This is a genomic window from Prevotella illustrans, assembly GCF_017426725.1.
In the GTDB taxonomy this organism is placed as follows: domain Bacteria; phylum Bacteroidota; class Bacteroidia; order Bacteroidales; family Bacteroidaceae; genus Prevotella; species Prevotella illustrans.
In genome coordinates, this window is the sequence record NZ_JAERMS010000012.1 from 13,953 (window position 1) to 38,080 (window position 24,128).

Annotated in this window: 17 protein-coding genes, 1 tRNA gene and 1 pseudogene; 3 read left to right on the plus strand and 16 right to left on the minus strand. The window is 47.6% G+C overall.

The features are described from left to right. Nucleotides 1-114: 114 nt before the first annotated feature. The 5 genes and pseudogenes from JHU38_RS05540 to JHU38_RS05560 form a co-directional block, all read right to left on the minus strand. Nucleotides 115-1,026 (minus strand): toprim domain-containing protein, encoded by a 912-nt coding sequence (locus tag JHU38_RS05540; protein ID WP_107581682.1) that lies wholly within the window; start codon nucleotides 1,024-1,026, stop codon nucleotides 115-117. A gap of 268 nt (nucleotides 1,027-1,294) precedes the next feature. Next, nucleotides 1,295-2,485, minus strand: a pseudogene (locus tag JHU38_RS05545) (primase-helicase family protein). A gap of 3 nt (nucleotides 2,486-2,488) precedes the next feature. Next, the gene (locus tag JHU38_RS05550; RefSeq protein WP_004354446.1) at nucleotides 2,489-2,782 is read right to left on the minus strand and encodes a helix-turn-helix domain-containing protein; all 294 of its coding nucleotides are present in this window, start codon (nucleotides 2,780-2,782) and stop codon (nucleotides 2,489-2,491) included. A gap of 512 nt (nucleotides 2,783-3,294) precedes the next feature. After that, on the minus strand, nucleotides 3,295-4,212 hold the full coding sequence (locus JHU38_RS05555) for a hypothetical protein (RefSeq protein ID WP_107581681.1): 918 nt from the start codon (nucleotides 4,210-4,212) through the stop codon (nucleotides 3,295-3,297). A gap of 238 nt (nucleotides 4,213-4,450) precedes the next feature. Next, nucleotides 4,451-4,532 (minus strand) — tRNA-Leu (locus JHU38_RS05560). A 181-nt stretch (nucleotides 4,533-4,713) separates the two neighbouring features. On the opposite strand from JHU38_RS05560, the gene JHU38_RS05565 reads away from it, so the two are divergent. Further along, nucleotides 4,714-5,808: a mannose-1-phosphate guanylyltransferase gene (locus tag JHU38_RS05565; protein ID WP_207859322.1), complete on the plus strand. Its 1,095-nt coding sequence runs from the start codon at nucleotides 4,714-4,716 to the stop codon at nucleotides 5,806-5,808. 208 nt (nucleotides 5,809-6,016) lie between these two features. On the opposite strand, the gene JHU38_RS05570 is transcribed toward JHU38_RS05565, so the two are convergent. Then, nucleotides 6,017-6,418 carry an HIT family protein gene (locus JHU38_RS05570; RefSeq protein WP_107582361.1) on the minus strand — a complete coding sequence of 134 codons (402 nt, stop codon included), beginning with the start codon at nucleotides 6,416-6,418 and terminating at the stop codon, nucleotides 6,017-6,019. A gap of 41 nt (nucleotides 6,419-6,459) precedes the next feature. Beyond that, on the minus strand, nucleotides 6,460-6,927 hold the full coding sequence (gene greA / locus JHU38_RS05575) for a transcription elongation factor GreA (RefSeq protein WP_107581679.1): 468 nt from the start codon (nucleotides 6,925-6,927) through the stop codon (nucleotides 6,460-6,462). A 290-nt stretch (nucleotides 6,928-7,217) separates the two neighbouring features. Between greA and ribD the strand changes: the two genes are divergently transcribed. Both ribD and JHU38_RS05585 read left to right on the plus strand, forming a co-directional pair. After that, entirely contained in the window at nucleotides 7,218-8,225 is a 1,008-nt protein-coding gene (ribD, locus tag JHU38_RS05580; RefSeq protein WP_232369852.1) for a bifunctional diaminohydroxyphosphoribosylaminopyrimidine deaminase/5-amino-6-(5-phosphoribosylamino)uracil reductase RibD, read from the plus strand. An 807-nt stretch (nucleotides 8,226-9,032) separates the two neighbouring features. After that, a complete protein-coding gene (locus JHU38_RS05585) occupies nucleotides 9,033-9,749 on the plus strand; it encodes a Bax inhibitor-1/YccA family protein (RefSeq protein ID WP_107581678.1) in 717 nt (238 codons plus the stop codon). Nucleotides 9,750-9,879: 130 nt separating this feature from the next. Here the strand turns inward: JHU38_RS05585 and JHU38_RS05590 are convergent, their stop codons facing one another. The 9 genes from JHU38_RS05590 to JHU38_RS05630 all read right to left on the minus strand — a co-directional run bounded on the left by JHU38_RS05590 (nucleotide 9,880) and on the right by JHU38_RS05630 (nucleotide 24,097). After that, the gene (locus JHU38_RS05590; protein ID WP_107581677.1) at nucleotides 9,880-10,821 is read right to left on the minus strand and encodes a YncE family protein; all 942 of its coding nucleotides are present in this window, start codon (nucleotides 10,819-10,821) and stop codon (nucleotides 9,880-9,882) included. 47 nt (nucleotides 10,822-10,868) lie between these two features. Then, nucleotides 10,869-12,059, minus strand: a complete 1,191-nt coding sequence (locus tag JHU38_RS05595) for a porin (RefSeq protein ID WP_107581676.1) — start codon at nucleotides 12,057-12,059, stop codon at nucleotides 10,869-10,871. A 289-nt stretch (nucleotides 12,060-12,348) separates the two neighbouring features. Continuing rightward, nucleotides 12,349-13,608 (minus strand): BACON domain-containing protein, encoded by a 1,260-nt coding sequence (locus tag JHU38_RS05600; RefSeq protein ID WP_107581675.1) that lies wholly within the window; start codon nucleotides 13,606-13,608, stop codon nucleotides 12,349-12,351. 18 nt (nucleotides 13,609-13,626) lie between these two features. After that, complete coding sequence (locus tag JHU38_RS05605; protein WP_107581674.1) at nucleotides 13,627-15,204, minus strand: SusD/RagB family nutrient-binding outer membrane lipoprotein; 1,578 nt, start codon at nucleotides 15,202-15,204, stop codon at nucleotides 13,627-13,629. A 6-nt stretch (nucleotides 15,205-15,210) separates the two neighbouring features. Further along, complete coding sequence (locus JHU38_RS05610) at nucleotides 15,211-18,519, minus strand: SusC/RagA family TonB-linked outer membrane protein (RefSeq protein WP_232369853.1); 3,309 nt, start codon at nucleotides 18,517-18,519, stop codon at nucleotides 15,211-15,213. Between the two features lie 56 nt (nucleotides 18,520-18,575). Continuing rightward, complete coding sequence (locus tag JHU38_RS05615; protein ID WP_107581673.1) at nucleotides 18,576-20,288, minus strand: calcineurin-like phosphoesterase C-terminal domain-containing protein; 1,713 nt, start codon at nucleotides 20,286-20,288, stop codon at nucleotides 18,576-18,578. A 25-nt stretch (nucleotides 20,289-20,313) separates the two neighbouring features. Then, complete coding sequence (locus tag JHU38_RS05620; RefSeq protein WP_107582358.1) at nucleotides 20,314-21,183, minus strand: HAD-IIA family hydrolase; 870 nt, start codon at nucleotides 21,181-21,183, stop codon at nucleotides 20,314-20,316. Nucleotides 21,184-21,189: 6 nt separating this feature from the next. Next, nucleotides 21,190-22,677, minus strand: a complete 1,488-nt coding sequence (locus tag JHU38_RS05625; RefSeq protein WP_107581672.1) for an MFS transporter — start codon at nucleotides 22,675-22,677, stop codon at nucleotides 21,190-21,192. 31 nt (nucleotides 22,678-22,708) lie between these two features. After that, nucleotides 22,709-24,097, minus strand: coding sequence for an MFS transporter (locus tag JHU38_RS05630; protein WP_107581671.1), 1,389 nt, complete (start codon nucleotides 24,095-24,097; stop codon nucleotides 22,709-22,711). Nucleotides 24,098-24,128 lie beyond the last annotated feature (31 nt).

The window sequence follows — 24,128 nt, forward strand, 5'->3', positions numbered from 1 at the left end:
ACCGACGGGATAATCCTCTGCACCGAGTGTCATGAGGTGGAGCAGGTGGTTTTGGTATGCCCAAAACATAAACTTGCTCCCCGAAAAACAGATTATGCCAAACTATTCTTGTAATCATAGCTTAATCCCTTTGGTCTTCTTATTTTCTGCTTTCTCTGAATGCTTAATTTTAGCACACAGATACTCGTTCAAGTCCTTGTAGCCATTGTATAAAGTTGATGCATCCACAACAGAATTTTCTAATTCCTTTGAAAGTTGCAGGTAGGCATTTCTTCCGGCATTGTCATTGTCCAAGAAGCATTGAACACTATCATATTGCGACAAGCGCTCTAATGCCTTTTGGATATTTGACACAGAATTGAGTACCAAATAATCTTGCCGCTTTAATCCGTCATTCTCCTTTCTTCGGAGCGTCATAAATGAAAGAAAGTCTATGAAGCCCTCGAAAACAAAACATATTTTCTTTGGTTCTTCTGCATAGAAATGGCTGATGTCTTTTGGTGCAATGCAGCCTTTGAAGAACGGATTGCGTATTTCGTAGCCACCTGCGATATTGGGAAAGCCAATACCAAAGTAATGCTTGCCCCTTGTATCAAAGTGCAGCTCCTTACACACAGTTCTTGCCGTTTCAATATCAATACACCTTTCTTCAAGATATTTGATAAGGGCTGGATGAGTGATAGGAAGCACCTGAAGATGCTCAAAGGAGTTCTGCGGTGTGGTTGGCTTGACTGTGGGCAGACTGCCTGACACGCTGCTTGGTGCGTTACGCTCTATCTGATGAATGAGATACGACACGTCCGAAGAGTTGTAGAGCAACTCTGCAAGGGCGATGATATTGCCACCTCTGCCAATACCGAAGTCATACCATTGATTGATTTCTGTATTTACCTTGAACGATGCGTGTTTCTCCGTTCTTAATGGAGAAAGATACATGAGGTTGACACCATATTGTTTTACGGGTTTACAGCCCATTGCTGCAAGAAAGTCCTGCAACTTTATCTGTTTTATTTGGTCTATATTCATAATTATATAGAAGTTAAAGTGATGAAAAATTTGATGAGTTGATGAATTTAATTTTATTTATATGGCTACCAGATAGTTAAGCTCTCATCATACCCTCATCATAGTACTCTGCAAAATGGAATTACTACCGAAAAGAAAAACATTATCCTTTTCTTTTTTCATCAGCATAATATCTATGATGAGCAAAAGATGAGAACGTAAACAACTTGTACTGAATACTTTATATGGTCTATTCATCATTTCATCAAAATAATGGATATAAAATTGTTTAGAGACTCTTAAGCTGATCCTTGGTAATAGTATAGAACCTGCCGGTTCTTCGGATAGGAGAGTAATACTGCGGAGCGTTGTAACTGAGTTGGTAGGTGGTGTAGGTCAGCGTATTGGACACAGGCGTGAGTTTCCAGATGTCCTGCACAATCCTCCTTATCTGCCCTTTGTCGTACTTGCATTGCGTATTACTCAAAAGTGGCATCATGTCATTGATGCAGAAAGAGACTTTCTCAACGTTATTCATTTCCATGATGTCAAGACACAGCTCGGACATTTCAAGTTCCAACTTGTTTCGGTTACTGCGGATAATGCGCTACAAGGCTGGTGTAAAGGTCAGTTTGGGCGCAAACCACATACGGCTTTCCTTATGGGTGGACAGAGTTCGGTGTTGCAGGAAATAGAGAAAGGCAGGGATTTCGGCTTTCAGTTTTTGCAGGAAGTCGGTATCATCGCTATCAAGTCGGTTTATCTTCCTTACCCAATATCGGGTTTCTCCCACGTCGATGATGACTGGAAGTAACTCGTTATTGGAACACAGCACGAACTTGGCAAAGAAGGAGATTTCGTCTCGGTCTTTGCCCTTTGCTTCCACCTTATAAGAAAGAGTAGTGCTAAGATTCTTCAATCTCTCACTGTCTTCCCTACGGTTGAGCAGTACTTCGTCCACTACTATAAGTAGTTTACCAGCCCAATCGGCATTGAATTGACTTCGAAAGTCTTCGTTGGTATTGAACGTAACATTGTTCTGAAAGACCGCTTTAAGGAAATTGAGGAATGTACTCTTACCTGTATTGCGTTCTTCTGACACCATCAAAAGAATGGGGAGTTTCTGCACTGGTTGGAGATAGAGTAATTGCAGGTAGTCCATCCCCAACTCGTATTGTTCCCCGAATATATGCCTTATCAGGGATTCAATGTGCGGGAACTCTCCCTCTTTTGGCTGGTGTCCTATTGGCTCGTAGAGATTCAGGAATTTATCAACCACAGGCTGATAATCCACATGATTAGGAACTGTGCAGAATCCATCGTACTTCGGGACAGTAGCAATGAAATCCTTTCCATAATCCTGCCGTAGCGTTTCATTGTTCCATACGATACGCTTCTTAACGAAACCGCCATTGATGCGTGGTTGGTTCACAATCTTGTACAAGGTCGTGCCAACACGGATAAATTCTTCCTGTGCCATAAGCTATTTCTGCATTAAGGGTTTGTTGCCCATGATATACCTTTGAGCCTCTTGATTTATCTGTGCAGTGGTCTTAATAGGATTCTGCCGTAGCCACGCTTCAAGTTCTGCCTTCTCAAAGTAAAGCATTTTACCTTGCGGCTTGTAATGCGGTATCAAATTGCCTGATGTGAGTTTGTAGAGATAACTCTTTGAGAGGTTTAAGAACCTGCTGGCTTCTTCAAAACTCAGCACGTTCTTATTCATGAATACCATTTGTTCGAGTTCTTCAACTCGAGTTTCTAATGTCTTGTTCATATTGAAAACATTTTGAATTAAACAATATGAAGGTGCACCTTCGCTAATTATTTGTTAACGAGGGCAAAATTAGAAACGATAAAAGTAAATGGCGTTGAGCAATGTTTGAGGTATCAACCTATGCTCAACCTTTTTTCTGTTGTTTGATATATTTGCTTATCATTTCATTTGATAAAATAATAGAAATGTGTATCTTTGCAGAAGAATATAAGCTTAGTTGTAATCACCAGTTTGATTTCATATGCGATAGGTTACCCGCTCCCGTCATACTTCCAATTAGTTTTGGGAGGGATTAGTTTTTATAACTTTAAAGAGAAAGGATTATCTATGGAGAAAACAATTATGAAGGCGGTTGGGGCTGTAGCGGCGGTCCAGTCAGAAAGTTCATATGAAAGAGAATAGGTGTAATCATATATTACAATGAAGGCCCCAAAGGTTCGAATCCTGCCCCGCCACACACTTATGAGCTACCTAAATGGTAGCTCTTTTATTATAAATTGTAGGCTCAAAGTTTATAATTTCAGTTGTTTGAGATATTTATCAATGGTTTCCCATCCTTTCGGCTGCTTCATGTTGATTTGGTCTGTTGCAGTGGAAAGGTCGGTGCGTGTCAGTGGTGTATCTTTTGTTTTTCCTAAGACAAGTTCATTACGAGCAATAGCTGATTGCCATTCATCAGTAATAAGCCCTCGAAGATTAAGACTTTGCATAAGATATGCCAGTTGGCGGTTGTTGTTTGATTTCAGAACACCTTTTAGTTTACAAGCAAAAAAGTCTTTGAGTATCTTGGGAGATATGCGAGTAGTGAATAATTGAATTTCGTTGATGCAAGTGGTTAGAACCTCAATTTGCTCATCTGTAAAATCAGATTGAAATGGATTTGTTCCTTTACCAATGATGACCGGTTTCTTTTTCTGCTCATATGGTTCATCGTTTACTAAAATTGAAGAGCGATACAGGGCGGTCTTTACCTCTGTCAATTCAATTCGTTCTATTTCTGCCATGAGATATTTTGCATAGCGTTCATATAGAATCGCATCGACAAGACACGAGAACATCGGCAGGACATCATTATATAAGGTGTGTCTCTCAATGTATTTCGCATATTCAAACGAAGATACAGAGAATGAGGCATATTTCTGTTTTTGTTCTTTGGTCAGTGATTCAAAGAAGGAGCTTTCCCACAAAAAGTCATCATCGTTGTAATATTCCTCTACACATGCAAGAGCAGAATAATTCAGATAAATGTAAGATAGTTCATCGGTTATTCGGATATATTCTTTTTGTAAAATCTCTTTGAACTGTATATTGTTGATGCAACTCTTCTTCCTCAGAATATTTCCAATGAGCACATTGTAGGTCTGAGTAATGCAATAGCTTAATATTCGTTGAATACTGTCGAGCTGTATCTTTAGATTGTCATTTTCCATTTTGCAATTTTCTATGGTGGGTACTGTTTACAAAGATAGGGTATTCATTGGAGAAAAAGCCAAGAAAGGGAAATAAACAGAATAAAAGGGAAAAGTTGTCGTTAATTAAATATAAAATCTAAGTGGCGAAAAAACATAAAAGTACACTTTTCTCATAACATTGTTATATAGTACACTTTTAGTACATGTTGAAAAAGAAAAATCCCTTGTAAATCAGCGATTTACAAGGGATTTGTAGTACCCAGACCCGGGATCGAACCGGGATGGATTGCTCCACTGGTGTTTGAGACCAGCGCGTCTACCGATTCCGCCATCTGGGCATGCATGGCGTCTTGAAGAAGACGGGTGCAAAGGTAACGCATTTTTCTGAAATGGCAAACTTTATTTTGTTTTTTTTCCTCAATTCATGAAAACGTCCTATAAATAATACTAATCACTTTGATGTATCGGGATAATTGCATAAATTCGTAGCAATTATAAACGAAACCTAAGCACCTTTTTATGGAATTCGTCCTTGAAAACAACTACTGTGTTATTTTAGCAGGCGGCAAGGGACGCAGGCTGTGGCCATGCAGTAGAGAGACTCGTCCCAAACAATTCATCGACTTTTTCGGCATCGGACGAACGCAACTACAACAAACTTTTGACAGGTTTTGCAAAATACTTCCTCAAGAAAACATTTTTATCAACACGAACACGGCTTACGAGGATTTGGTAAAAGAGCAGTTGCCTGAAATAGCGGCCGACCATATCATGGCCGAACCGATTTACCGCAACACGGCGCCAAGCGTGGCCTGGGCCACGCATCGGATAGCCAAGATAAACCCAAATGCCAATATCATCGTCAGTCCTTCCGACCAAGCGGTGTTCAACGAAGAAGTTTTCCGACAGAATATCATGGACGGACTGGCGTTTGTGACGCGTAACAATATGCTACTGACACTGGGCGTGAAACCCACCCGCCCCGAACCAGGCTACGGTTACATACAGATAGGCGACAGCATAGACCGGGACGACGTTTATAAAGTAAGGTCGTTCACCGAAAAGCCTGACCGCCAGTTTGCCAAATTCTTCATGGAGAGCGACGAATTTCTCTGGAATACGGGACTTTTTCTGAGCAATGTTCGCTGCATGAACATGTGTATGTATAAATTCCTACCAGCCGTATTGCGCACGTTTGACCAAAACAACCCTAACTCTACTTTTGCCGAGGAGAACGCATTCATTCAAGAACACTTTCCCTCCTACCCCAACATATCGCTTGACTACGGCCTGTTGGAAAAAACCGACAAGGCCTGCGTCATGAAATGCGACTTCGGATGGGCCGACCTGGGCACTTGGCACAGCATATTCGAGGCCATGCAACGAAGCGACGAAGACAATGTTGTTATCAATTCCGACATCATTATCGACAACGCCCGCAACAACATCATCAAGCTACCCGAAGGGCGCCTGGCCGTCATCAATGGTCTGGACGGCTACATTATTGCCGAAGAAGATAATGTGTTGCTCATCTGTAAGAAAGAGGATTCCTCTTCGCTTATCAGAAAATACGTCAACGAAGTGCGGCTGAAGAAAGGCGATAAATATGTCTAAGCGTTACTGTCTGTCAACGATGACACGCGAGAAGTCCATCTTATCCTGGCAGACTCCCTAATATGCCTCACTCATATAAACTCTTTTTAGAAAAACAAACTTGAAACCCAGTATCGTCACGGCAGAAGATCGGCGTGGGGAAATTGCAAAGGGGGATGCGTCTGCACGACACATCCCCCTTTGTTCTTTATCTTTTCATCAGATAGAATCAGCCAAGAGCCTTGAAAGCCGCCAGAATCTTTGCGGCCAGCGCCTGCTGCTCTTCACCGCTCACCTCCACATGGTGCCTGAAGTCAACATCGGCCTCACTGTTCATCGGCAACAGATGAATGTGAGCATGGGGCACTTCGAGTCCCAACACCACCTGGGCTACTTTCGTGCAGGGCACAACCTGCCTCAACGCCCGGGCTACTTTCTTGGCAAAAACCTCAAACTCGGCCAGATCGGCGTCGTCCATATCAAAAATGTAATCCACTTCCTTACGAGGAATGACCAGCGTATGGCCCTTCGTCACGGGATTGATATCCAGAAAAGCATAGAACTTCTCGCTTTCGGCACACTTGTAGCTGGGTATTTCGCCGGCAGCTATCTTACTGAAAATTGTACTCATATCGTTTTCCTCCATTAATGATATTGCACTAAAAAGAATACTTACTCAATCGTAATCTTGTCGATACGCAGCTTAATGGTGCCGCGTGGGATCTTTATCTCAGCCACGTCGCCCTCTTTCTTATTCAACAGTCCCTGAGCAATCGGTGTGGTAATGGCAATCTTGCCCTCTTTCAAATTGGCCTCGCTCTCGCTCACGATGGTATAAGTCATCTTGGCCTTATTGGCCATGTTGGTCATCTGCACGGTCGACATAATCTGCACGGCGTCGGTTGAGAGGCGCGACATGTCTACAATCTTGGCCTCGGCGATGGCAACCTTAACCTGATTGATTTTATCTTCGAGGTGGGCCTGCGCTTCCTTTGCTGCGTCATATTCAGAGTTTTCACTTAAATCGCCCTTGTCTCGAGCCTCAGCGATAGCGGCTGATGCCTTAGGGCGCTCCACAGATTCGAGCTGTTTGAGTTGGGCCACGAGTTTATCGTAACCTTCTTGTGACATGTAAGCCATAATTTTTGCTTTAAGTTTATGAAAGTGTTTCTTTGGGACAATAAAATAAAGAATTCCGACAGCTGCGTGTTGCCGGAATTCCGTACCCTATCATCTTTGGTTTTTAATACTTTTGCAAAGGTATGGATTATATCCGAACAAAACAAGTTTTTAATAATTATTTAGTTTTAGCGGTCTTCTCCTATGGTGTTTCGTAACTGTTTGCACTACAAAGAAATACCGTTATAGGCAGTTGTTTCACTTATTTTGCCTACATTTGTACGGAATAATTTTATCAAACGCCTTATTTTATGGAAAATGACATCTATGCCGGTGGAGCCGAAGCGCAGCAACTCCTGCATCAAAAATACATGCGTCGCTGCCTGCAACTGGCACGCAACGGCCTGCGTAACGCCAAACCCAACCCCATGGTGGGCGCGGTCATCGTGGCTCGCGACGGTCGCATTATCGGCGAAGGCTATCACGTGCGCCACGGTGAGGGCCATGCCGAAGTCAACGCTTTTGCCGACGTCAGGCCGGAAGACGAATCTTTGCTCGGCGAATCCACCATCTACGTCAGTCTGGAACCCTGCTCGCATCACGGGAAGACACCACCTTGTGCCGACTTGATTATCCACAAGGGCGTCAGACGGTGCGTCTGCGGTTGCGTCGATCCCTTTTCTCAGGTACAGGGACGTGGCATCAGGCGACTGCGCGATGCCGGCATCGAAGTCATTGTAGGCATACTCGAAGCCGAGTGTCTCGCCATCAATCGCCGGTTCATCACTTTCAACCTGCATCAACGACCCTATATCTTGCTGAAATGGGCACAGACGGCCGACGGATTCATCTCCCATGACGGCCAACCGTTGGCCATCTCAACGGCGTTCACAAAGATGTTGGTCCACAAACTGCGCACCGAATACGACGCCATACTAATCGGCAGAAACACCTTAGATATCGACCACCCTCGGCTAAACGTCAGGGAGTGGGCCGGTCCATCGCCTGAGCGCATAGTCCTGAGCCATCGCCCGACATCTGTTCCTAACGGTTTCCTCTGCCTGACGAGCATTGACGACGTCCTTCATTATCTCTACCACGCCCGCAAGCAGAGCCTCATCGTTGAAGGCGGGACCAATGTTCTACAACAATTCATCGATCGTGGATTGTGGGATGAAATCCGCATCGAGACGTCTCCCATAACCATTTCTGAAGGTATCAAGGCCCCACAGCTTCCCACGACAAGCCACCTCGTGGCGCAAGAGACATACGATGGAAATACCATCAGTCGCTACGTTGCCGAAAAAACGCTCTTTTAACTTTCCATAAAACACATTTTATATTTCATGATCGTCGCTATAGGCAACACCTTCCGACACACCCCAACGCAGCGATGTAATGAAAGAGCCGTATCAATTCTGTTTTGAGTAATGATACGGCTCTTTTATTATCCCATAAAAACGGCTCATTTCACGGTGAAAAAAATATACAAATCATTGTTGAATTTTGCTTCGAGAATAAAGTTCGTGACTAAAAGCCCGGAATTTTGAAAGTTTTCATCAAGATAGCAAAGCGTTGATAATCAACCTTTTAACATAAACAGCAAAGTCTGCACGCACGCAAAAGAGACTAAAATGGCGAAAATAACCGTCCAAAAGCAGCCTTTTCAGCCGCTGAAAGCATAGCTATGAGAAGGTAAAAGCATAGCTTTTAGCGTGTAAAAGCTATGCTTTGGCATCGAAAAGAGCAGAAAATGACATGGCGCATGGGCTGAAAAGGCTCTTTCAACCTTATTTTTCCATCTAATTGAAGATTTTTCAGAGGCCGTTTTTCTTACTACTTTCTTTACAAAAAGTCGAAATCAGATGCGGGGGGTAATAAAACCCTTCTATAACAGGCCGCACCCATGATAACAAAAACATGAAGTGAGTTCGTTTATCACATTGTTAAAAATATAGAAGTTTCATACCAAATGAAGCCGAATGGTATTATCTTTGCATAAGATAGGCTGCGCTCGGCAATATGAAAGTAAACTGTCATTGTGCTCACTTGCACTATCTTTGCAAACAATACAACAACGAAAGAAGGATTTTACCATCGTAAATTATCAATTAAAATTATAAACAATGGAAGTAAAAGAATTAGAAAAAATGATCAGAGAGCAGGAAGGTTCTCTGTCATTGGCTTTCCCCGCGCTCATGCGCAAAGTATATATATGGATGGCGTTGGCACTGGCATTGACGGGGCTCACGGCCTATGGCATTGCCAGCAACACCAATCTGGCGTTCGCGCTGATCAGCAACCGGATGCTATTCTGGGGCATCGCCATCGCCGAGTTTTCGCTGGTGATATTCCTGTCGGCTCGCATTCATAAACTATCACTGACAACTGCCACCTTGTCATTCTTGCTCTATAGCGTGCTCAATGGTGTCACCATGTCGATCATTTTCTTGGCATTCACAGCCAGCAGCATTGCCACAACTTTCTATATCACGGCCGGCACCTTCGGCGTGATGGCCGTTTACGGCTACGTAACCAAAGCCGACCTGAGCAAGTTGGGCAATATACTGATGATGGCTTTGCTGGGACTGATTGTCGCGCTCGTGGTGAATATCTTCTTGCGTAATTCTATGCTCGACCTGATTATCAGTGGAATCGGTGTCATTCTCTTTACAGGATTGACAGCTTACGACTCCCAGAAGATCAAGACGGCGCTGGCCATGCAGGAATATCCTGATGAAACCGCGCAGAAAGTGGCACTCATTGGCGCACTCAACCTGTATCTTGACTTCATCAACCTCTTCCTCTATCTGCTCCGCTTCTTTGGTCGAAGCAATAATTAAGAGACTCAGGATTGCGCTATGGGAGAGTATTGAAAAAATCCGATAGGCTTCTTTTAGAAAAAAAGTCTGCACATAACCGGCATGATCATTGGTTATGCGCAGACTTTTTTAGTATGTTTATGAAAATCCTTTATTTGATTTTCTCATAAACATAAAGTTCATGTATTTCGCCCGTGTAGCCTTCTTCGGTGAATGGACCGATAGGCATGCCGAGCAGAATCTGATTTCCACGATTGTTGAGTACTACGAGGTCGTCGTTGGTTGGGTCTATAGAAAGGCCTTCGATCTCGCCGGCACGACGGAAGTCGCCCATCTCACGGAATAAGTTGATGCGACCGGCCATGGCTCCTGCCGCAACTTTACCCGGCTTCTTCACAGCCTTAAAGTTCTCAACAGATACTTGTGTACCGTCTTTCAGACCGGTATAAGGAACATTACTGATATCGGCAATGTAGATATTGTCGGCAATACCGAATGTAGACTCACCGTCGTCGGCAGCAAACAACATCTTACCATCGGCTATGAAGATGCCCTGGCACCAGTAAGGACACGGCCGACATTGCATCTTGGTATAGTACTTGCCTGTTTCGAGGCTGTAGCAATATACGTAACGGCTGTCTACCCAATCGCTCATCCATACCATATTCTTCTCGCGGTCTACGGCAAGGCCTGAACATTCTACCTGTCCTGACTCCGCTACCCATGGAATCGTGCGTTTCCATTTCAAGGTCTTGGCGTCGTAAACATCAACGGAGATATTGTGTCCCTGACCAAATTCGAATTTCTCATTACCGGTATAAATCTCACCATTGAAGATATCGATGTCGCCGAAGTGGTTGGCCAGTTCCGGATGTCTGAAGGGCTGGTCGTTCTTCATGACAATGTTACCTTCCTTGTCATATTTGTAGAGCGCTTTGGTATCGCTCACGTAGTAATAGTCCTTATCGATGGCAATACCTTGGCGGCCTTTTACGGGGATTACCTTCTTCAGTCTGTACTCAGTGCCTAAGTGTTGGGCGACGGCAATCATACCTACACAGCAGAGTGCCAATATTAAAAATGTTTTTTTCATAAGGATTTGATGTTTATTGTTAAAACTTGAGTAAACGATTTATCAGGTTAGAATTTGAAGATACCCATGATTTGAAGCTTACTTGAGCTTGACTTGTCGTTGTTGCTTACCTTGGCGTCGTCGGTATAGTTGCTAAGCATGTAGTTGGCTTGGAACTTTAAACGGGCCGTCGCATGATAAGTAAGGCCGAGCAGAATCTGGTCGTAGTTGTTAAGACTGGCATTATTCACCTTGTCGCGATACAGAGAGTAGCGAACGACGGGCAGCCATTTGCCTACATGGTAGCCGGCAAGCGCGTAGAAACCATCTTCTTTAACGATGGCGTTGCCGTCCTTGCTCGACCCGATATGGCCGTATTCAGCACGCAAGTCGAGTCCCTGTGGATCGTTATACCACGCGCCGAAGATATAACGCGTCATATCCTGATTCTTGTAAGCTACGCTGTTGATGGTGCCATCATATTCGCCCCAGTTGAAAGAAGCTTTCACGTTGAAATTCTTCATCGGGCGAACGGTTACGGCGGCGACGAGATCTTTCGACTTGTTCTGGTCGTCTTTGCAAGGCAATGAACCATTACTCAACGACAAGTTGTAAGACAAGTAGTTGAATCCTTTGCCTGATGGAGCCAAATCGCCCATCAACATGACACCGAGGTCACGACCGTACTCAATGAAATCATAAGCATAGGTGTTACGGCATACCATACGATAGCAGATGTCGGAGAAATCAACCGTTTCGAGCGTCGCGGGAGAGAGATCGTAGTTCTCAAAACCTAAAGGCAGATAGTATTGACCGGCACGAATCTTCAACGCGTCGTTCACTTTCATCGTTGCGAAAGCATCCATCACTTGCAAGTTTTTCTGTCCGCGGCCATTGGTGGTGCCCGAGATTCCATTGAAAGCTTCAATCTGCAAACGGAAGCTGACATTGTCAGTCACATAGCCATCAGCTATCAAACGCAGACGCTTGGCCTGAAATGAAGACGAGTGGTTGCCCAGACTGTTATACTGATAGCCTGTTTGCAGATAGCCGGAGAGTTTAGGCAGCTTTTCCAGCGCCTTTTCCCAACCTGTCTTTTCGGCTGTGGTATTTTGCGTAGCCGTCACATTCGTTGTTTCAGGTGTCACATTTGTCGTTACAATTTCTTCTGTTTTGTCATTTGTAACAACATCACTTGCCTGTGCTGTCCCCGTAGATACAGCTATCAGTCCAAGAATGGAATAAAGAAGATGTTTCATAATAATTGTTTTAAGTTTATAAAAAATAGTCCTTGATTTAGTGTTAGGCATAAAGCGGATTGGCCGCAAATGCTCTTGTTTTTACGATACGAATATAATAGAAATCTGATGGAGATATTCTTTTCGTGCTGTTGATTTCTTTTATTTTAAGTGAAATAAACCTATATTAAGTTAAGAATACTGCTTATAAACATATTTTGTGTGTAAACGCAAGCCAATTCTTTTATTACGCAAAGAATCGACTTGCGAAAACTGCCAATATAAAAACTTTCACCTTTCTATTTATAAGCTACTGTTGTTCTTGCACTTTGATATTGTCTAAGAGCAAACGGTTCTTTCCCTGACCTATACCCTTGAGATCGCGGCCCCATTTAGAACCGCCGACAAAGACAATCTTGGTATCGGCTGTAGCGCCATTGATCGTGAATTGATACTTGCTGTCAGGCTCTGTCCATGGGTTGTAGCCCTCACCATGTTCACTCTTGGGTGAATCGGGGAAGACAGTAATCTCGAAGACCGCCACGTTGTAAGTAGCTCCACCGATAGAAATTTTGCCCATGTTGTCGGCCACGATGGTACCTGGGCCAATCAAGCCAACGCTCAGTACGCCATCGTCTTTCTTTCCGTTGCCGGCCATATAGCCAATACACTGGAATGAAACATTTACGTTGGCGCTACCCTTGATGGCCGTGAGTGCCGGTGAAACAAGGTCGCCGGCGTAGTTTGTCTTACCTATCTTGGTATAACCACGGCCGCCATACATCGCTTCGCCTAACGTTGTCCAACCCATGGCCTTCTCTCCCTCACTCCATTTGGTGAAGTTTACTTCCGGATAGTTATAGTAGTAATCTTCCTTACCTTCCTGTAGCCAGTCGAACCGCTCATTGAGAATAATACCGGGAGCCGATTGGGTGAGAATGGTAGACGATACCAGGTTGCTGAACTCGCCGTCACCTTGACAAGTGATGGTAACGCTACGCTTGTCGTCGGTATTCTTGGTGAGTGAGATATAGACGGTATCTTTGCCCACAGAATCAATCTTAGCCCAGTCGGTGGCTTCGATCGAAGCCTTCCAAGGCACATTGGAGGTTACGGCAATCTTGGTCTGACCGCCTGTTGGCAATGCAGTATAGCCTCCTTCGGCATTGACAAACGACAGCATTGGTACGTTTGCATCCTGCGCAATAGTGATGGTTTTTACTTTGTCGCCATTAGAATAGATATCTATATGCCCTTCACGGCCCTTGAAAGAAGGATTGGCATCTACCCAGTAGTAGAAGATACCGTCGTCTTCACCTTCGTCGATGAAGGTATGAAGCCACCGGCCGTCTTCATTGGAGGTCTTCACGGTCCAGCCCCTGTTGGAGCGAATGACAACGGGCGCCATCTTATCTTTCGTGATTCCATCGATCCCTACATTTACGGTTTCTATGTTACCGTCGAACGTATAGTAGGGGGCGCCATTGTCCTTGGAGTCATCCGAGCAGGAATTCACAAAAAATGATCCCAGCAGGAATACGCCAAACATGAATATATTCTTTGTTTTCATTATACTATATTTTGAGGATTATTTTCCTGATTCGATTGCTTTTTTACTCCACCAGAGTGGTGTCTTCATGTCGTTTTCACCTCCCATACGCTTGAGCGCTGTTTCTGCATTCACGCGATTAGTAGCGATAGTCGTGTTGGGATAGGCAAAACGAGTGGGGAGAATGCCGTCATTCATGAACGACTCGTCGACCGTGAGAACGGGATAACCTGTGCGACGGTATTCTATCCAGCCTTCCATGCCAACCATGAAGGCAGCCAGATAGCGCTGGTTACCGATAAGTTCGAGCTTATCAGCGGCATTATCCCATGACGCGAGGGGTGTTTGAAGAAACTCCTCGACAGCCTCGTCGGTGATAAGATTCTGCGGTTCGGTAACGATTCCGTAGTCAGACCATTTCTTCAACGACGCTTTCACGCCGTTGAGATAGTGGTTTTTGGCCACCTCTTCGCCACCATTGATCCAGCCTCTCATGGCTGCTTCGGCTAAGATAAACTCAACTTCGGAGTAGTCCATGAACCATTCGTCGGCATTATTGCGCAGGAACGTGGTCACATTCAGGTTGGCACCGCCGCCAAAGTCGCTTTTTCCAATGTTCACGCCACAATAAGACCAGTAGCCGACTTTGGCTTGTTGCATGAAGATTTGCAGACGGGGGTCGATATTGAGGTCTACCTTTTCGTCATCGACTTTCTTCTGTACCATGAGCATGATCAGATTCTTGGTTGCACGATAGCAATTGATTCCATCTTTGGTATACTCTTGCGGATCGAACTCACTGTAGTAAGGAGCGATGGCTGAGAATTTCACGGTGGCGTTCTCTTCGCTTGAAGCGATGATAGGATAATTGGCTGCGTCGGTAACGATCTCATTGATCTTCTGAATCACGTTTTTACCGTCGCTTGCAATGGTCGACGGTCGGCCACTGATACGACAAAGCAGGCGTAGGTAGAGTGAGTTGTTGAACTTACGCCACTTCATCATGTCGAAACCATACATGCCATCGAGCGTTTTGATGGATTTGCTTACTTCAGGATTGGTGGCATATATCTTGTTGGCAGCCTCCAGGTCGGCAAACATCTCTTTATAGACGTCTTCCTGTGAATCGAAGACTGGCGTTTTCACTCCCTCGGCAGCTTTGAAAGCCTCAGCATAGGGAATGTCGCCAAAAATATCGGTCAGCCCATCCATATACATCACTTTCAAGGTCAGGGCTACGGCTTCAAGCGGTTTATTGCCTTGCTTCGTTGCCAGGCGGTACATTTCCTGGGCGTTGGAAGCATACTTGGCATAAGTTCTCCACACGCTGGCCCAGTTGCTGTCACCGATATCGTATTTGTAGACGCGGCCCATCGTGTTACCGGTCAGGGCTACATACTGTGCTAACTCGTTGTTCCAGTTGTAGCTGTAGTAAGTCAGGAAGTTGGCACCTCCGTAGAGTAGCGGTTCAAACATGGAACTGGCAGCCATCTTACCGCTTTCTACGGTAATCTTATTGGGGTTTGTATTGGTTTGATCGAAGTTGTCTGTACACCCCGTCGCCATCATTAGTCCACACGCCAACATAGCGATTGAAGAATATTTGATAGTTCTCATGATTGGTCAGAATGAAAATTTAACATTAATACCATAAGTACGGGTCATCGGGAACGACATCGTTTCAATACCGGCGTGGATTTCGCCGTTGTTGACCATGGCCGTTTCAGGATCGTACTGCGGGAAACTGGTGAGACAGAACAGGTTGGTGGCATAGATACCGAAGCTGGCATCTGACAGGAACTTGGTCTGCCTACAGATTTTCTTGGGCAGAGAATAGTCGAGACGAACTTCCTTCATCTTGAAGTATGATGTGCTGAAGGTGTTCTCTTCACAGTTATTGCGATTCCAGACATAGGTGTTATAGTAGTTGGCTGCATTGGCAAAGACAGTGGTGTTAAGCTTATACACGCCTTCCTCGCCTGTTGCCTGCACGCCATTGACTACCATTCCGTCGTAGCGACCCTTCAATGAATTCTTCAATTTGCCTTGATAGGAAAGGGCAAAGTTGGTCACTGAATAGCAATGGCCGCCATATTGACCCGCGAACGACATGCTGAGGTTCCAATTCTTATAGCGGATATTCGTATTCAAACCGCCGGTCCAGTCGGGATTCACCTTGCCTAAGTCCTTCAGCGTGCTGCGATCGAGCTCGGGATAACCTTGCTTATTGATGATTTTCATGCCGCTGCAGTCTACCTTATTACCATTTTCGTCCAAATAGTAAGATCCCTTCGGAGCACGTTTATAGCCTGCGCCATAAAGATGATACATTTCTTTTCCTAAGTAGGAATATACATAGACGCGGTTGCCTATGGTGGTTCCCATGTCGGTTTGATACGGAGTCTGTGGATCCCAGTCGTTTTGCAACTTTTCAAGACGGTTCCAATTCTTCGACCAGTTGATGTTCACGTTCCATTCCCAGTCGCGGTTCTTGATCGGCGTGAAGCCCAAAGTAAGCTCAAGTCCCTTGCTGCTGATCTCACCGGCATTGATGGTATAGCCTGTCGCGCCTGTAATCTGGTCGGCCGCTACATTCACAATCTGGTTGGTCGTACTGGTAGAATAAACCGTAAAATCGAAGCTGACACGCCCCCCAAAGAGCTTTCCTTCCAAACCTCCTTCCCAACTTTCTTCATTCTCAGGCTTGATCATAGCGTCCGGAATGGTAGGGCTGATCGTGTAGCCGCCGTAATAGCTCGTCGCGTTGTAGTAGCGGTCGAGCGAATAGGGTGACGTATCAGTACCGACATTGGCCCAGGAGAGCTTTAATTTCAGCATGTCTACCCATTTGGCTTTCTTGTCGAAATTGAATACTTTGTCGAGCAAGATACTGGTAGAAACCGACGGATAGTTGTAAGAGCGGTTGCCGGCGCTCAGCGTTGATGACCAGTCGTTACGGTCGGTGAATTCCAAATAGTAGGTGTTGTCCCAACTGAATGACGCGAAACCATAGAAACTGTTCACTTTCTTCTTGGAATGATAGCTGAATACCTCGGGACTATAGCCTGAAGGAACATTATATACGTTGTAAACTCCGTCGTTCTGAAGTTTGTTCAGTGTCACGCGATTGTTATAATACTTATAGTTCATGCTGTTGCCACCAAACGAAACGTTGAAACCGAGACGGTCTCCGACGAGTTTATTATTCACGTAGTTGAGCAGGAAATCATTATTGATATTGTATACCCGGTTCACTTGCTCACGATAGAAGCCCTGCAAATAGCCGGATGTGTAGAACGGTTTCTGCTGTGTACGCCACTGATCAGTCAGGTCGAGCGCGGAGCGAAGTTTCAGATTGAGCCCTTTAGCGAGCTTGATATTCAACGACACGTTGCCGTAAATACGGTTCCTGTTCAGCGCGTTCAGTTCTTCATATACGTTACGGTAAGGATTCAACGGTTGATCCGAGCGATAAACGAGACTCTTGCCGCCCGCGCCGTTGGCCAGATAGTTCTCTTCATTATACCTGCCGGCAAAGTATTCGTCTTTCCAAACGGACGCAGGTTGGTTCGTATAGCCCATGACGAGCGCGTAAATGGGGTTTTGCGAGGAATAGCCCGTTGCGGGAAGGTTGTCGCTTCGTTTGTTGAGGAAGTTGACACGGCTTGACACACTGACCTTACTACTGATAGGACTGTCGAAAGCAATGGCCACCGCGTCGCTGACATAGCCTGTGTTGGGCATGATCCAGTCGTTGCGGGTGTCGGTCAAAGAGATGCGGGCAGTCGTGCCCTTACCGTTACCACCACTCACCGTGACATTGTTTCTGTAGGTCGTACCTGTTTGGAAGAAACCTTTATACCAGTCGTCATTATACTGCCACGGCAGTGGAGTGTAGGTGTTGGTGTCCCAATTCTTTGAAAGATACTGATAGCGAAGTTTCGAAGCGTCGTATTTCTCACCAAAGGCATATCGTGAAATGTGATCGGTCACGGCTACACCATCGGGTGTCTGTTCAGCCGTCAGCTCCCAGAAACTGAATGGCGCAAGTCCCATATCGGAGCCGGGACCGTAGGTTTTCTGAAAGTCGGGCCAATAACCGGCTTTCTCGAATGTTACGGAAGAGTTGACCGTGACGCCCCACCCTTTCTTTCCGCTGCCGCCCTTGGTCGTAATGACGATAGCGCCGTTACCGGCCATAGAACCATAGAGGGCTGTTGCGGCCGCGCCTTTCAGTACGGTGACCGACTCTATGTCCTCTGGGTTGATATCGCCCGCGCCGTTACCGAAGTCAACGGGCGCGTCCTGGTTGGCATAAGTCGAGCCGCTGCCCGTCGCAACCGTACCCGAATTGACAGGGACACCATCGATGACGAAGAGCGCTTCACTGTTGCTATAGTTCAGAGAGTGGTCGCCACGCAGGGTGACACGCATCGAATTCATCGGGCCTGTGCCGGCGTCGACCATCGAAAGGCCCGCCACCTTGCCCTTCATGCTGTTCATCCAGTTACCGCTGACGGTCTTGGTCAAGTCGTCACCGGTCACTTTCGATACCGAGTAACCCAATGATTTTTCCTCACGTTTGATACCCAGAGCCGTCACGACGACATCTTTCAGCGTCTTGGTGTCCTCGTGCATAACGACGGTCAGATGACGCTTGTTTCCAATTTTCATTTGTTGCGCGTCATAGCCCACATACGTGAAGCTCAATACAGGATCTTTTCCGGTCACCGTAATGGTGAAATTACCATCCATATCGGTAATGGCTCCGTTTTTAGTTCCAATTTGTTTCACCGTAACGCCAAGCAATGGGGTGGTTCCATCCGCGTCGAGAACCTTTCCCTTGACTTGAGTCTGCGCAGAGAGCGACATGGCGAAGACACACAAGAACCCCAGCAAGATCATTTGCTTTAGATTAGATAGTTGTTTCATGTTGTTTAGGTTTACAATTATTAAAGATTCTATTCGGTGTTGTTCGGTAGGCCGGGCTAACTCATGGAAAGCCCAAATGCTTTGGGACGTTTCATTTCTTCCTTGTAGACATGCCCGAAGCTATCCGTTACTTTGATAGAGAGGGTCGAGGTAGTGCTTGCGGCTTTCACTTTGAACAGATGCGCGGTCTTGCTCGTAACGAAATCTGAGGTCGGGGTTTTGCCGGCCGCACAGCGTTGGGCCTCGTAGCTTAGTATATGAAGCGGATCGTAACCTGAGATTCGTGTCACGGACAACGCTTTGCCGTCTTCGGTCACTTCTATGCTCCAGCCTTTGTCATAGTTCCATACGTTGATGAGAACCTCGTTGTCGCTGCCGGCCTTGTCGTAGCCATGGGCGTAGCGGGCAAAGAGGTCGGTGTTTCCTTTTACGTCGTCAGCGCCTATATACACCCGGTTCATGTCATACGTCCTGAACTGGTAATCCTTGTCAAAGCCCTTGCTTTTGTAGTACCATTCCGGATCGTTTCCATTGAACAGATAGACTCCATAGCCGCCCGGCGTTCCGTCGCAACATATATGCTGCTTGCCGGAAGTGAGCTTTCCCGTCCACCACCAAGTGGCGCAGATGGCGCTCGTGTTGTGTTCGTGGATGTTGGGCAACGCCGCCACGTTGAAGTTGTCGTGCGTGTGTCCCGACAGAATGTGCACGTTTCTGTAGTCTTTCAGCAACGCCACCAAATCGTCGGCATTGGCCAGTTTGTACCTTACAGTCAGGTTTCCCTTATCGTCCAACCCGGGAATCCGGTAGAGCGGCGCGTGAAACGCGATGACTAAGGGCTGCGTCTTATCCTTCACAAGGGCCAGATCTTTTTTCAGCCAGGCCATCTGCTCCTCAATGATGGTCGTGTAATAGCTCCTGTCACCGATCTTTCCAAGGGCGGCCCCCGCATTGAAGTATTGAATATCGTCGAGAACGACATAATGAACGTTGCCCGCATTGAAAGAGTAATACACGGGGAAGCAGTCGATGAAAGCCTTTTCCGCCAGCCAGTCATCGGCATAATAAGGGTCGTTGTCGTGGTTTCCCATGCAGTGAAAGAACGGGGCGTCTATCTTCTTGGTCTGTTGCATGGCCTCGGCGATGGCAAAATTGTTTTCATACCAGAAAAGATCCCAGCTCTCATCGCCCAGGCTCAGGCCATAAACCTTATATCCTTGCTGCCGAAGTTGACCGATCGTCATATTAATGTCCGTCGCCACGGTAGCGAACTGCTTCAAATCTTCCGTGCGGTTGGCTAAGTGAAAATCGGCCATGGCGATGACGGCGTGCTTTTGATTGTCCGCTTTCTCCAATTCAAAGTCCTGCCGTTCCACGGTGGAAGTCTTCACCGAGTTGACTTTTCTGAAGAAATCGGGCACGTTGCCGTTCTTGTTTTTCACCTCATAGCCGGCCGGAATCGTGATAAACACGTAGCCATACTTTTTCTTCGAAGGCAAGTAGTACACTCCGTTGTCGCCGGTAACCGTCACCTCTATTCCGTCCGAAACCTCCACTCCTGCCAGTCCCCGGCCTTGGCAGGTCACCCTTCCTTTAAGAGTCATTCCTTCCTTGTCGGGAACGACCGTCTCCTGTCCGGGCTTATCGGGTGTCGTGTTCGCCTTTCCGGAGTCCGCCCCCGAGCAAGCAGTCGAACCTCCCGTGAGGATGCTGACCACAAGTAGCAGAATCGCATAGGTTGATTTCCAAAAGTCTCTGTATCGTTTCATCGTTAAACCTCCTTTCTTATCCTATTTATTCTCGATGCGATTTGAGGAGCAGTTTGCCGAATTCCTCTATGTTGAGGGCCGTAATGTCGGGCTGACGCTCGTAAGCGAGCGACATTTCCAGCGTGGTTTCGCCCGACAGCACCAGCACGCCCAGCGAACCCGCGTTCTGTGCTGTGGCCACGTCCGTGTAGATACGGTCGCCACACATGGCGATTTCGTCCGATTTCAATCCGTACTTGTCACGGATGCAGTAGAGCATGTTCGGATTGGGTTTACCGATTACGATGTCGGGCCGGCGCTTCGTCGCGCCTTCTATCGCCTTGCAAATCGAACCGCAGTCCACCAAGATCGTTTCCTCATCGGTCGGACATACCCAGTCGGGATTGGTCGCGATGTAGGGAATGTCTGCCTTCGAAGCCCACCATGCGGCACGACACAGCCGCGAATACACCAACGTCATGTCGAAAGCCACGACCAAAATGTCGGGACGGTCATCCGCGCTGTCCTCGCAAAGCGTGAATCCCGCCTTCTCAAACTCAGCCTGCATGCTCGGTGTCCCCAAGCAGAAAAGCCGCTTGGCTTTGGGATAATGCAGGCGAATATGGTCGATGGTGGCAATCGAAGAGGTGTACATCTGCTCCTCGGTAGCCTCAATGCCCAGCCGAGCCAGCTTAGCCAGATAGTCCTTGCTGCTCTTCGTGGGATTGTTGGTCAGGAAAGAGTAGGATATGCCATGGCGGGTGAGCGTGGCTAAAAAGCCCTTTGTGTAAGGAAAGAGCGTGCCGCCTAAGTAGATGGTGCCATCCATATCGAGGGCCACGTGCTTGATTTTGGCGCAAGCCTCCATCAGTTTCTCTTCCGACAGGGGCGAACTGTATTTGTCAAAATGGGTCATCTTCATTTATTCTTCGTCGTAATTGATTTGCTGACTGCGTGCGTAGCCGTCGCGAGGCGCCCGCCACATCGAGAGAAGGATGAACATGCCGACCACGGCTACCACGATGATGGTCTCAAACACGCGGGTCCATCCGTACAGGTCGGCCACATAGCCCACTAACAGTCCCGAGCATCCCGAACCGATATAGCCCAGAATGCCGGCAATGCCGTTGGCCCTTGCCGACGCTTCTTTGGTGGCTTGCTTGCTCAATTCGATACCGACAAGGGCCTGCGGACCGTAGATGCAGAAGCCCGCGCCCACGAGAACGGCTGCCGTGACGGTGATTCCGGCGCTCTGGGGCAGGAAGCGGAAGACAGTCATAAAGGCGGCAGCGCCCAGCATGCACATCACGCACATGCGATGGCCCTTGCCTTGGAAAATGTGGTCGGTGGCCCAACCGGCAAACAAGGTGCCCACGATACCGGCTATCTCGAATGCCGCCACCGTCCAGCCCGCTGTCGAAATGTCCATGCCGCGGCTCTCCGTCAGGAACTTAGGTCCCCAGTCGAGCACGCCCATACGCACCACATACACGAACATATTGGCAATGCAGAAAGTCCACACCCAACGATTTCTCCACACCATGACGCTCTCAAACCTCTTGCGGGCTTTACCGCTCATGCTCTCGGAGTAGTTTCCCAGCGACGTATCGGGCAGGTCGGGCAGTCCCACCTCCTTGGGTTCGTCACGCAGCCCCAGAAAGATGAATATGGCACCGGCCACGGCCATGCAGGCCGGAATCCAGAAACACCATTTCCAGGCGCCGATATGCGCGGCATAGGTCAGCGCCTGTGTAGCCGCGTTGGCCACGTCGTTGTTCGTCAGGTTGGCCGTGACGCGGGCCACGACCTCCGTGTTGGCGCTCATGTCCGATCCCATTGACCCCATGATATAGCCACAGACGATGACGGCACAGGCCGCGCCTATCGAGTGTGACGTGTTCCATATCGACATCTTCGTGGCCAGTTCGGCAGGGTGAATCCAGTGAGGCAGAATACGGGCGCATGGAGGAAAGCCCATCCCCTGGAAGTATTGGTTCAGGATAATGGTGACGCCCATCACCAGAATCAGCGCGCTCGTAAAATCGGGGCCGCTTGTCGTGCCGGTGAAAACCTGGCTCAGGTTGACGCCGAAGCCGAAAGCGAAGTTAGCGGCGGCACACAGCAGCAGGCCCAGCGCCATGACAATACGGCCCTTGATACGGTCTACCGTGTAGCCGTTGATGAAGCGTGAGAAACCGTAAACAAGAGAACTGGCGAAGATGATCCAGCCGAAGCTCTTGTTGGTGATGCCATATTCGGCCGTCAGACCGGGCATGGCCAGCGAGAAGTTCTTTCTTACGAAGTAGAACGTGGCGTAGCCCAGCATCGTGACCAGGATGGTTCTCGTTTGCCAACTCAGGAATTTCTTCCGCTGCTCGCCCAGCGAACTGTAGACGTCCATTTTTTCCATAGTGATGATAGATTGCTATTTGCTTGATGTTTTATTTCTGATTTTTCTTGATAAGATATTGTTCTTCTTTGTAGGTGAGGGCCATAAAGACGATAGACATGGCGCAGGCTCCTATCAGCAGTACGAAGGTCCAGCTCCAGCCAGCGGCGTCGGCCACGTAGCCGATGACCACATTGGCCAGCAGGGCCGTACCCAATACGTAGCCCATGAACCCCGTCAGTCCGGCGGCGGTGCCGGCCGCGTTCTTCGGAGCTAGGTCGAGAGCCTGCACGCCGATGAGCATGACCGGTCCGTAGATGAAGAAGCCGATGGCGATGAGGCAGCCGATGACGACGTTGATATTATCGAAATTCTGCCAGTAGATGAAGATGAAGATTGCCACCACGGCCATGAAGAGTATCGTGGGCAGGGCGCGGCGGCCATGAAACACACGGTCCGACATCCAACCGCAGATAATCGTGCCGGGGATGGCGGCCATCTCGTAGGCGAAATAGGCCCAGCCGGCGTTCTTGATGTCGATTCCCTGCTCGGTCAGAATGGTCGGCGCCCAGTCTAAGCAACCGTATCTTACCATGTATACAAAGGCATTGGCGAAGGCGATGTACCACAGGAACTTGTTGGAGAGTACGGTCTTGAAGATTTCACCGGTGCTCAATACCTGCTCGGCCTTCTCGTCGTAGGTCTTGGCATAGTCGTCGCGCCACTTCTCGATGGAGGGCAGGCCGCACGACTGCGGCGTATCGCGGATGAGACAGTAGGCGACAATGGCGATAAGGATGGCCACACAGGCGGGAAACAGGTAGGTACCGATGAGGAAGTAGCGCTGCTCGTCGGCCCCATAGAACCAGCTGCCGAACCAAATAGCGCCGTAGACGGCCATCGGACCGACCAAGGCTCCGCCCACGTTATGGGCACAGTTCCACACCGACATCCACGTGCCGCGCTCCGTAATGCTGAACCAATGGGTCATCACACGGCCACACGGGGGCCACCCCATGCCGTTGAACCAGCCCACGAGGAAGTTCAACACCGCCATCAACGTAATGGCCAACCCCTTATGGGCGGGACCTATATACTGTACAGGAACGATCATGAACATCATGGAAACGGCGGCCAACGTCAATCCCAAGGGAAGAAAGCGACGGGCATTACTACGGTCGGACACGCTGGCCATGATGAATTTGGAGAAGCCATAGGCGATAGCGTTCATCGAAAGCACGACGCCGAGCTCACCTTTCTCGAATCCGAAGGGGGCCAACATCGGTATGGCCATTGAGAAGTTCTTACGAACGATATAGAACCCCGCGTATCCGATGAAGATACCGAGGAATACCTGCCAGCGCAAGGCCTTGTAGCGGGCGTCGGCTTCGGGGCCGGTTTGCTCCGCCTTGTACGCGGGAGGTGTCAGAAAGTTCCACATAATGATTTAGGTTTGGTATACAAAATTGTTT

What these genes read in the sequence shown, in the direction of transcription:
- JHU38_RS05540 (WP_107581682.1), bottom strand. Translation starts at nt 1,026, where the DNA reads ATGAATATAGACCAAATAAAACAGATAAAGTTGCAGGACTTTCTTGCA.
- JHU38_RS05550 (WP_004354446.1), bottom strand. Translation starts at nt 2,782, where the DNA reads ATGAACAAGACATTAGAAACTCGAGTTGAAGAACTCGAACAAATGGTA.
- JHU38_RS05555 (WP_107581681.1), bottom strand. Translation starts at nt 4,212, where the DNA reads ATGGAAAATGACAATCTAAAGATACAGCTCGACAGTATTCAACGAATA.
- JHU38_RS05565 (WP_207859322.1), top strand. Translation starts at nt 4,714, where the DNA reads ATGGAATTCGTCCTTGAAAACAACTACTGTGTTATTTTAGCAGGCGGC.
- JHU38_RS05570 (WP_107582361.1), bottom strand. Translation starts at nt 6,418, where the DNA reads ATGAGTACAATTTTCAGTAAGATAGCTGCCGGCGAAATACCCAGCTAC.
- greA (WP_107581679.1), bottom strand. Translation starts at nt 6,927, where the DNA reads ATGGCTTACATGTCACAAGAAGGTTACGATAAACTCGTGGCCCAACTC.
- ribD (WP_232369852.1), top strand. Translation starts at nt 7,218, where the DNA reads ATGGAAAATGACATCTATGCCGGTGGAGCCGAAGCGCAGCAACTCCTG.
- JHU38_RS05585 (WP_107581678.1), top strand. Translation starts at nt 9,033, where the DNA reads ATGGAAGTAAAAGAATTAGAAAAAATGATCAGAGAGCAGGAAGGTTCT.
- JHU38_RS05590 (WP_107581677.1), bottom strand. Translation starts at nt 10,821, where the DNA reads ATGAAAAAAACATTTTTAATATTGGCACTCTGCTGTGTAGGTATGATT.
- JHU38_RS05595 (WP_107581676.1), bottom strand. Translation starts at nt 12,059, where the DNA reads ATGAAACATCTTCTTTATTCCATTCTTGGACTGATAGCTGTATCTACG.
- JHU38_RS05600 (WP_107581675.1), bottom strand. Translation starts at nt 13,608, where the DNA reads ATGAAAACAAAGAATATATTCATGTTTGGCGTATTCCTGCTGGGATCA.
- JHU38_RS05605 (WP_107581674.1), bottom strand. Translation starts at nt 15,204, where the DNA reads ATGAGAACTATCAAATATTCTTCAATCGCTATGTTGGCGTGTGGACTA.
- JHU38_RS05610 (WP_232369853.1), bottom strand. Translation starts at nt 18,519, where the DNA reads ATGAAACAACTATCTAATCTAAAGCAAATGATCTTGCTGGGGTTCTTG.
- JHU38_RS05615 (WP_107581673.1), bottom strand. Translation starts at nt 20,288, where the DNA reads ATGAAACGATACAGAGACTTTTGGAAATCAACCTATGCGATTCTGCTA.
- JHU38_RS05620 (WP_107582358.1), bottom strand. Translation starts at nt 21,183, where the DNA reads ATGACCCATTTTGACAAATACAGTTCGCCCCTGTCGGAAGAGAAACTG.
- JHU38_RS05625 (WP_107581672.1), bottom strand. Translation starts at nt 22,677, where the DNA reads ATGGAAAAAATGGACGTCTACAGTTCGCTGGGCGAGCAGCGGAAGAAA.
- JHU38_RS05630 (WP_107581671.1), bottom strand. Translation starts at nt 24,097, where the DNA reads ATGTGGAACTTTCTGACACCTCCCGCGTACAAGGCGGAGCAAACCGGC.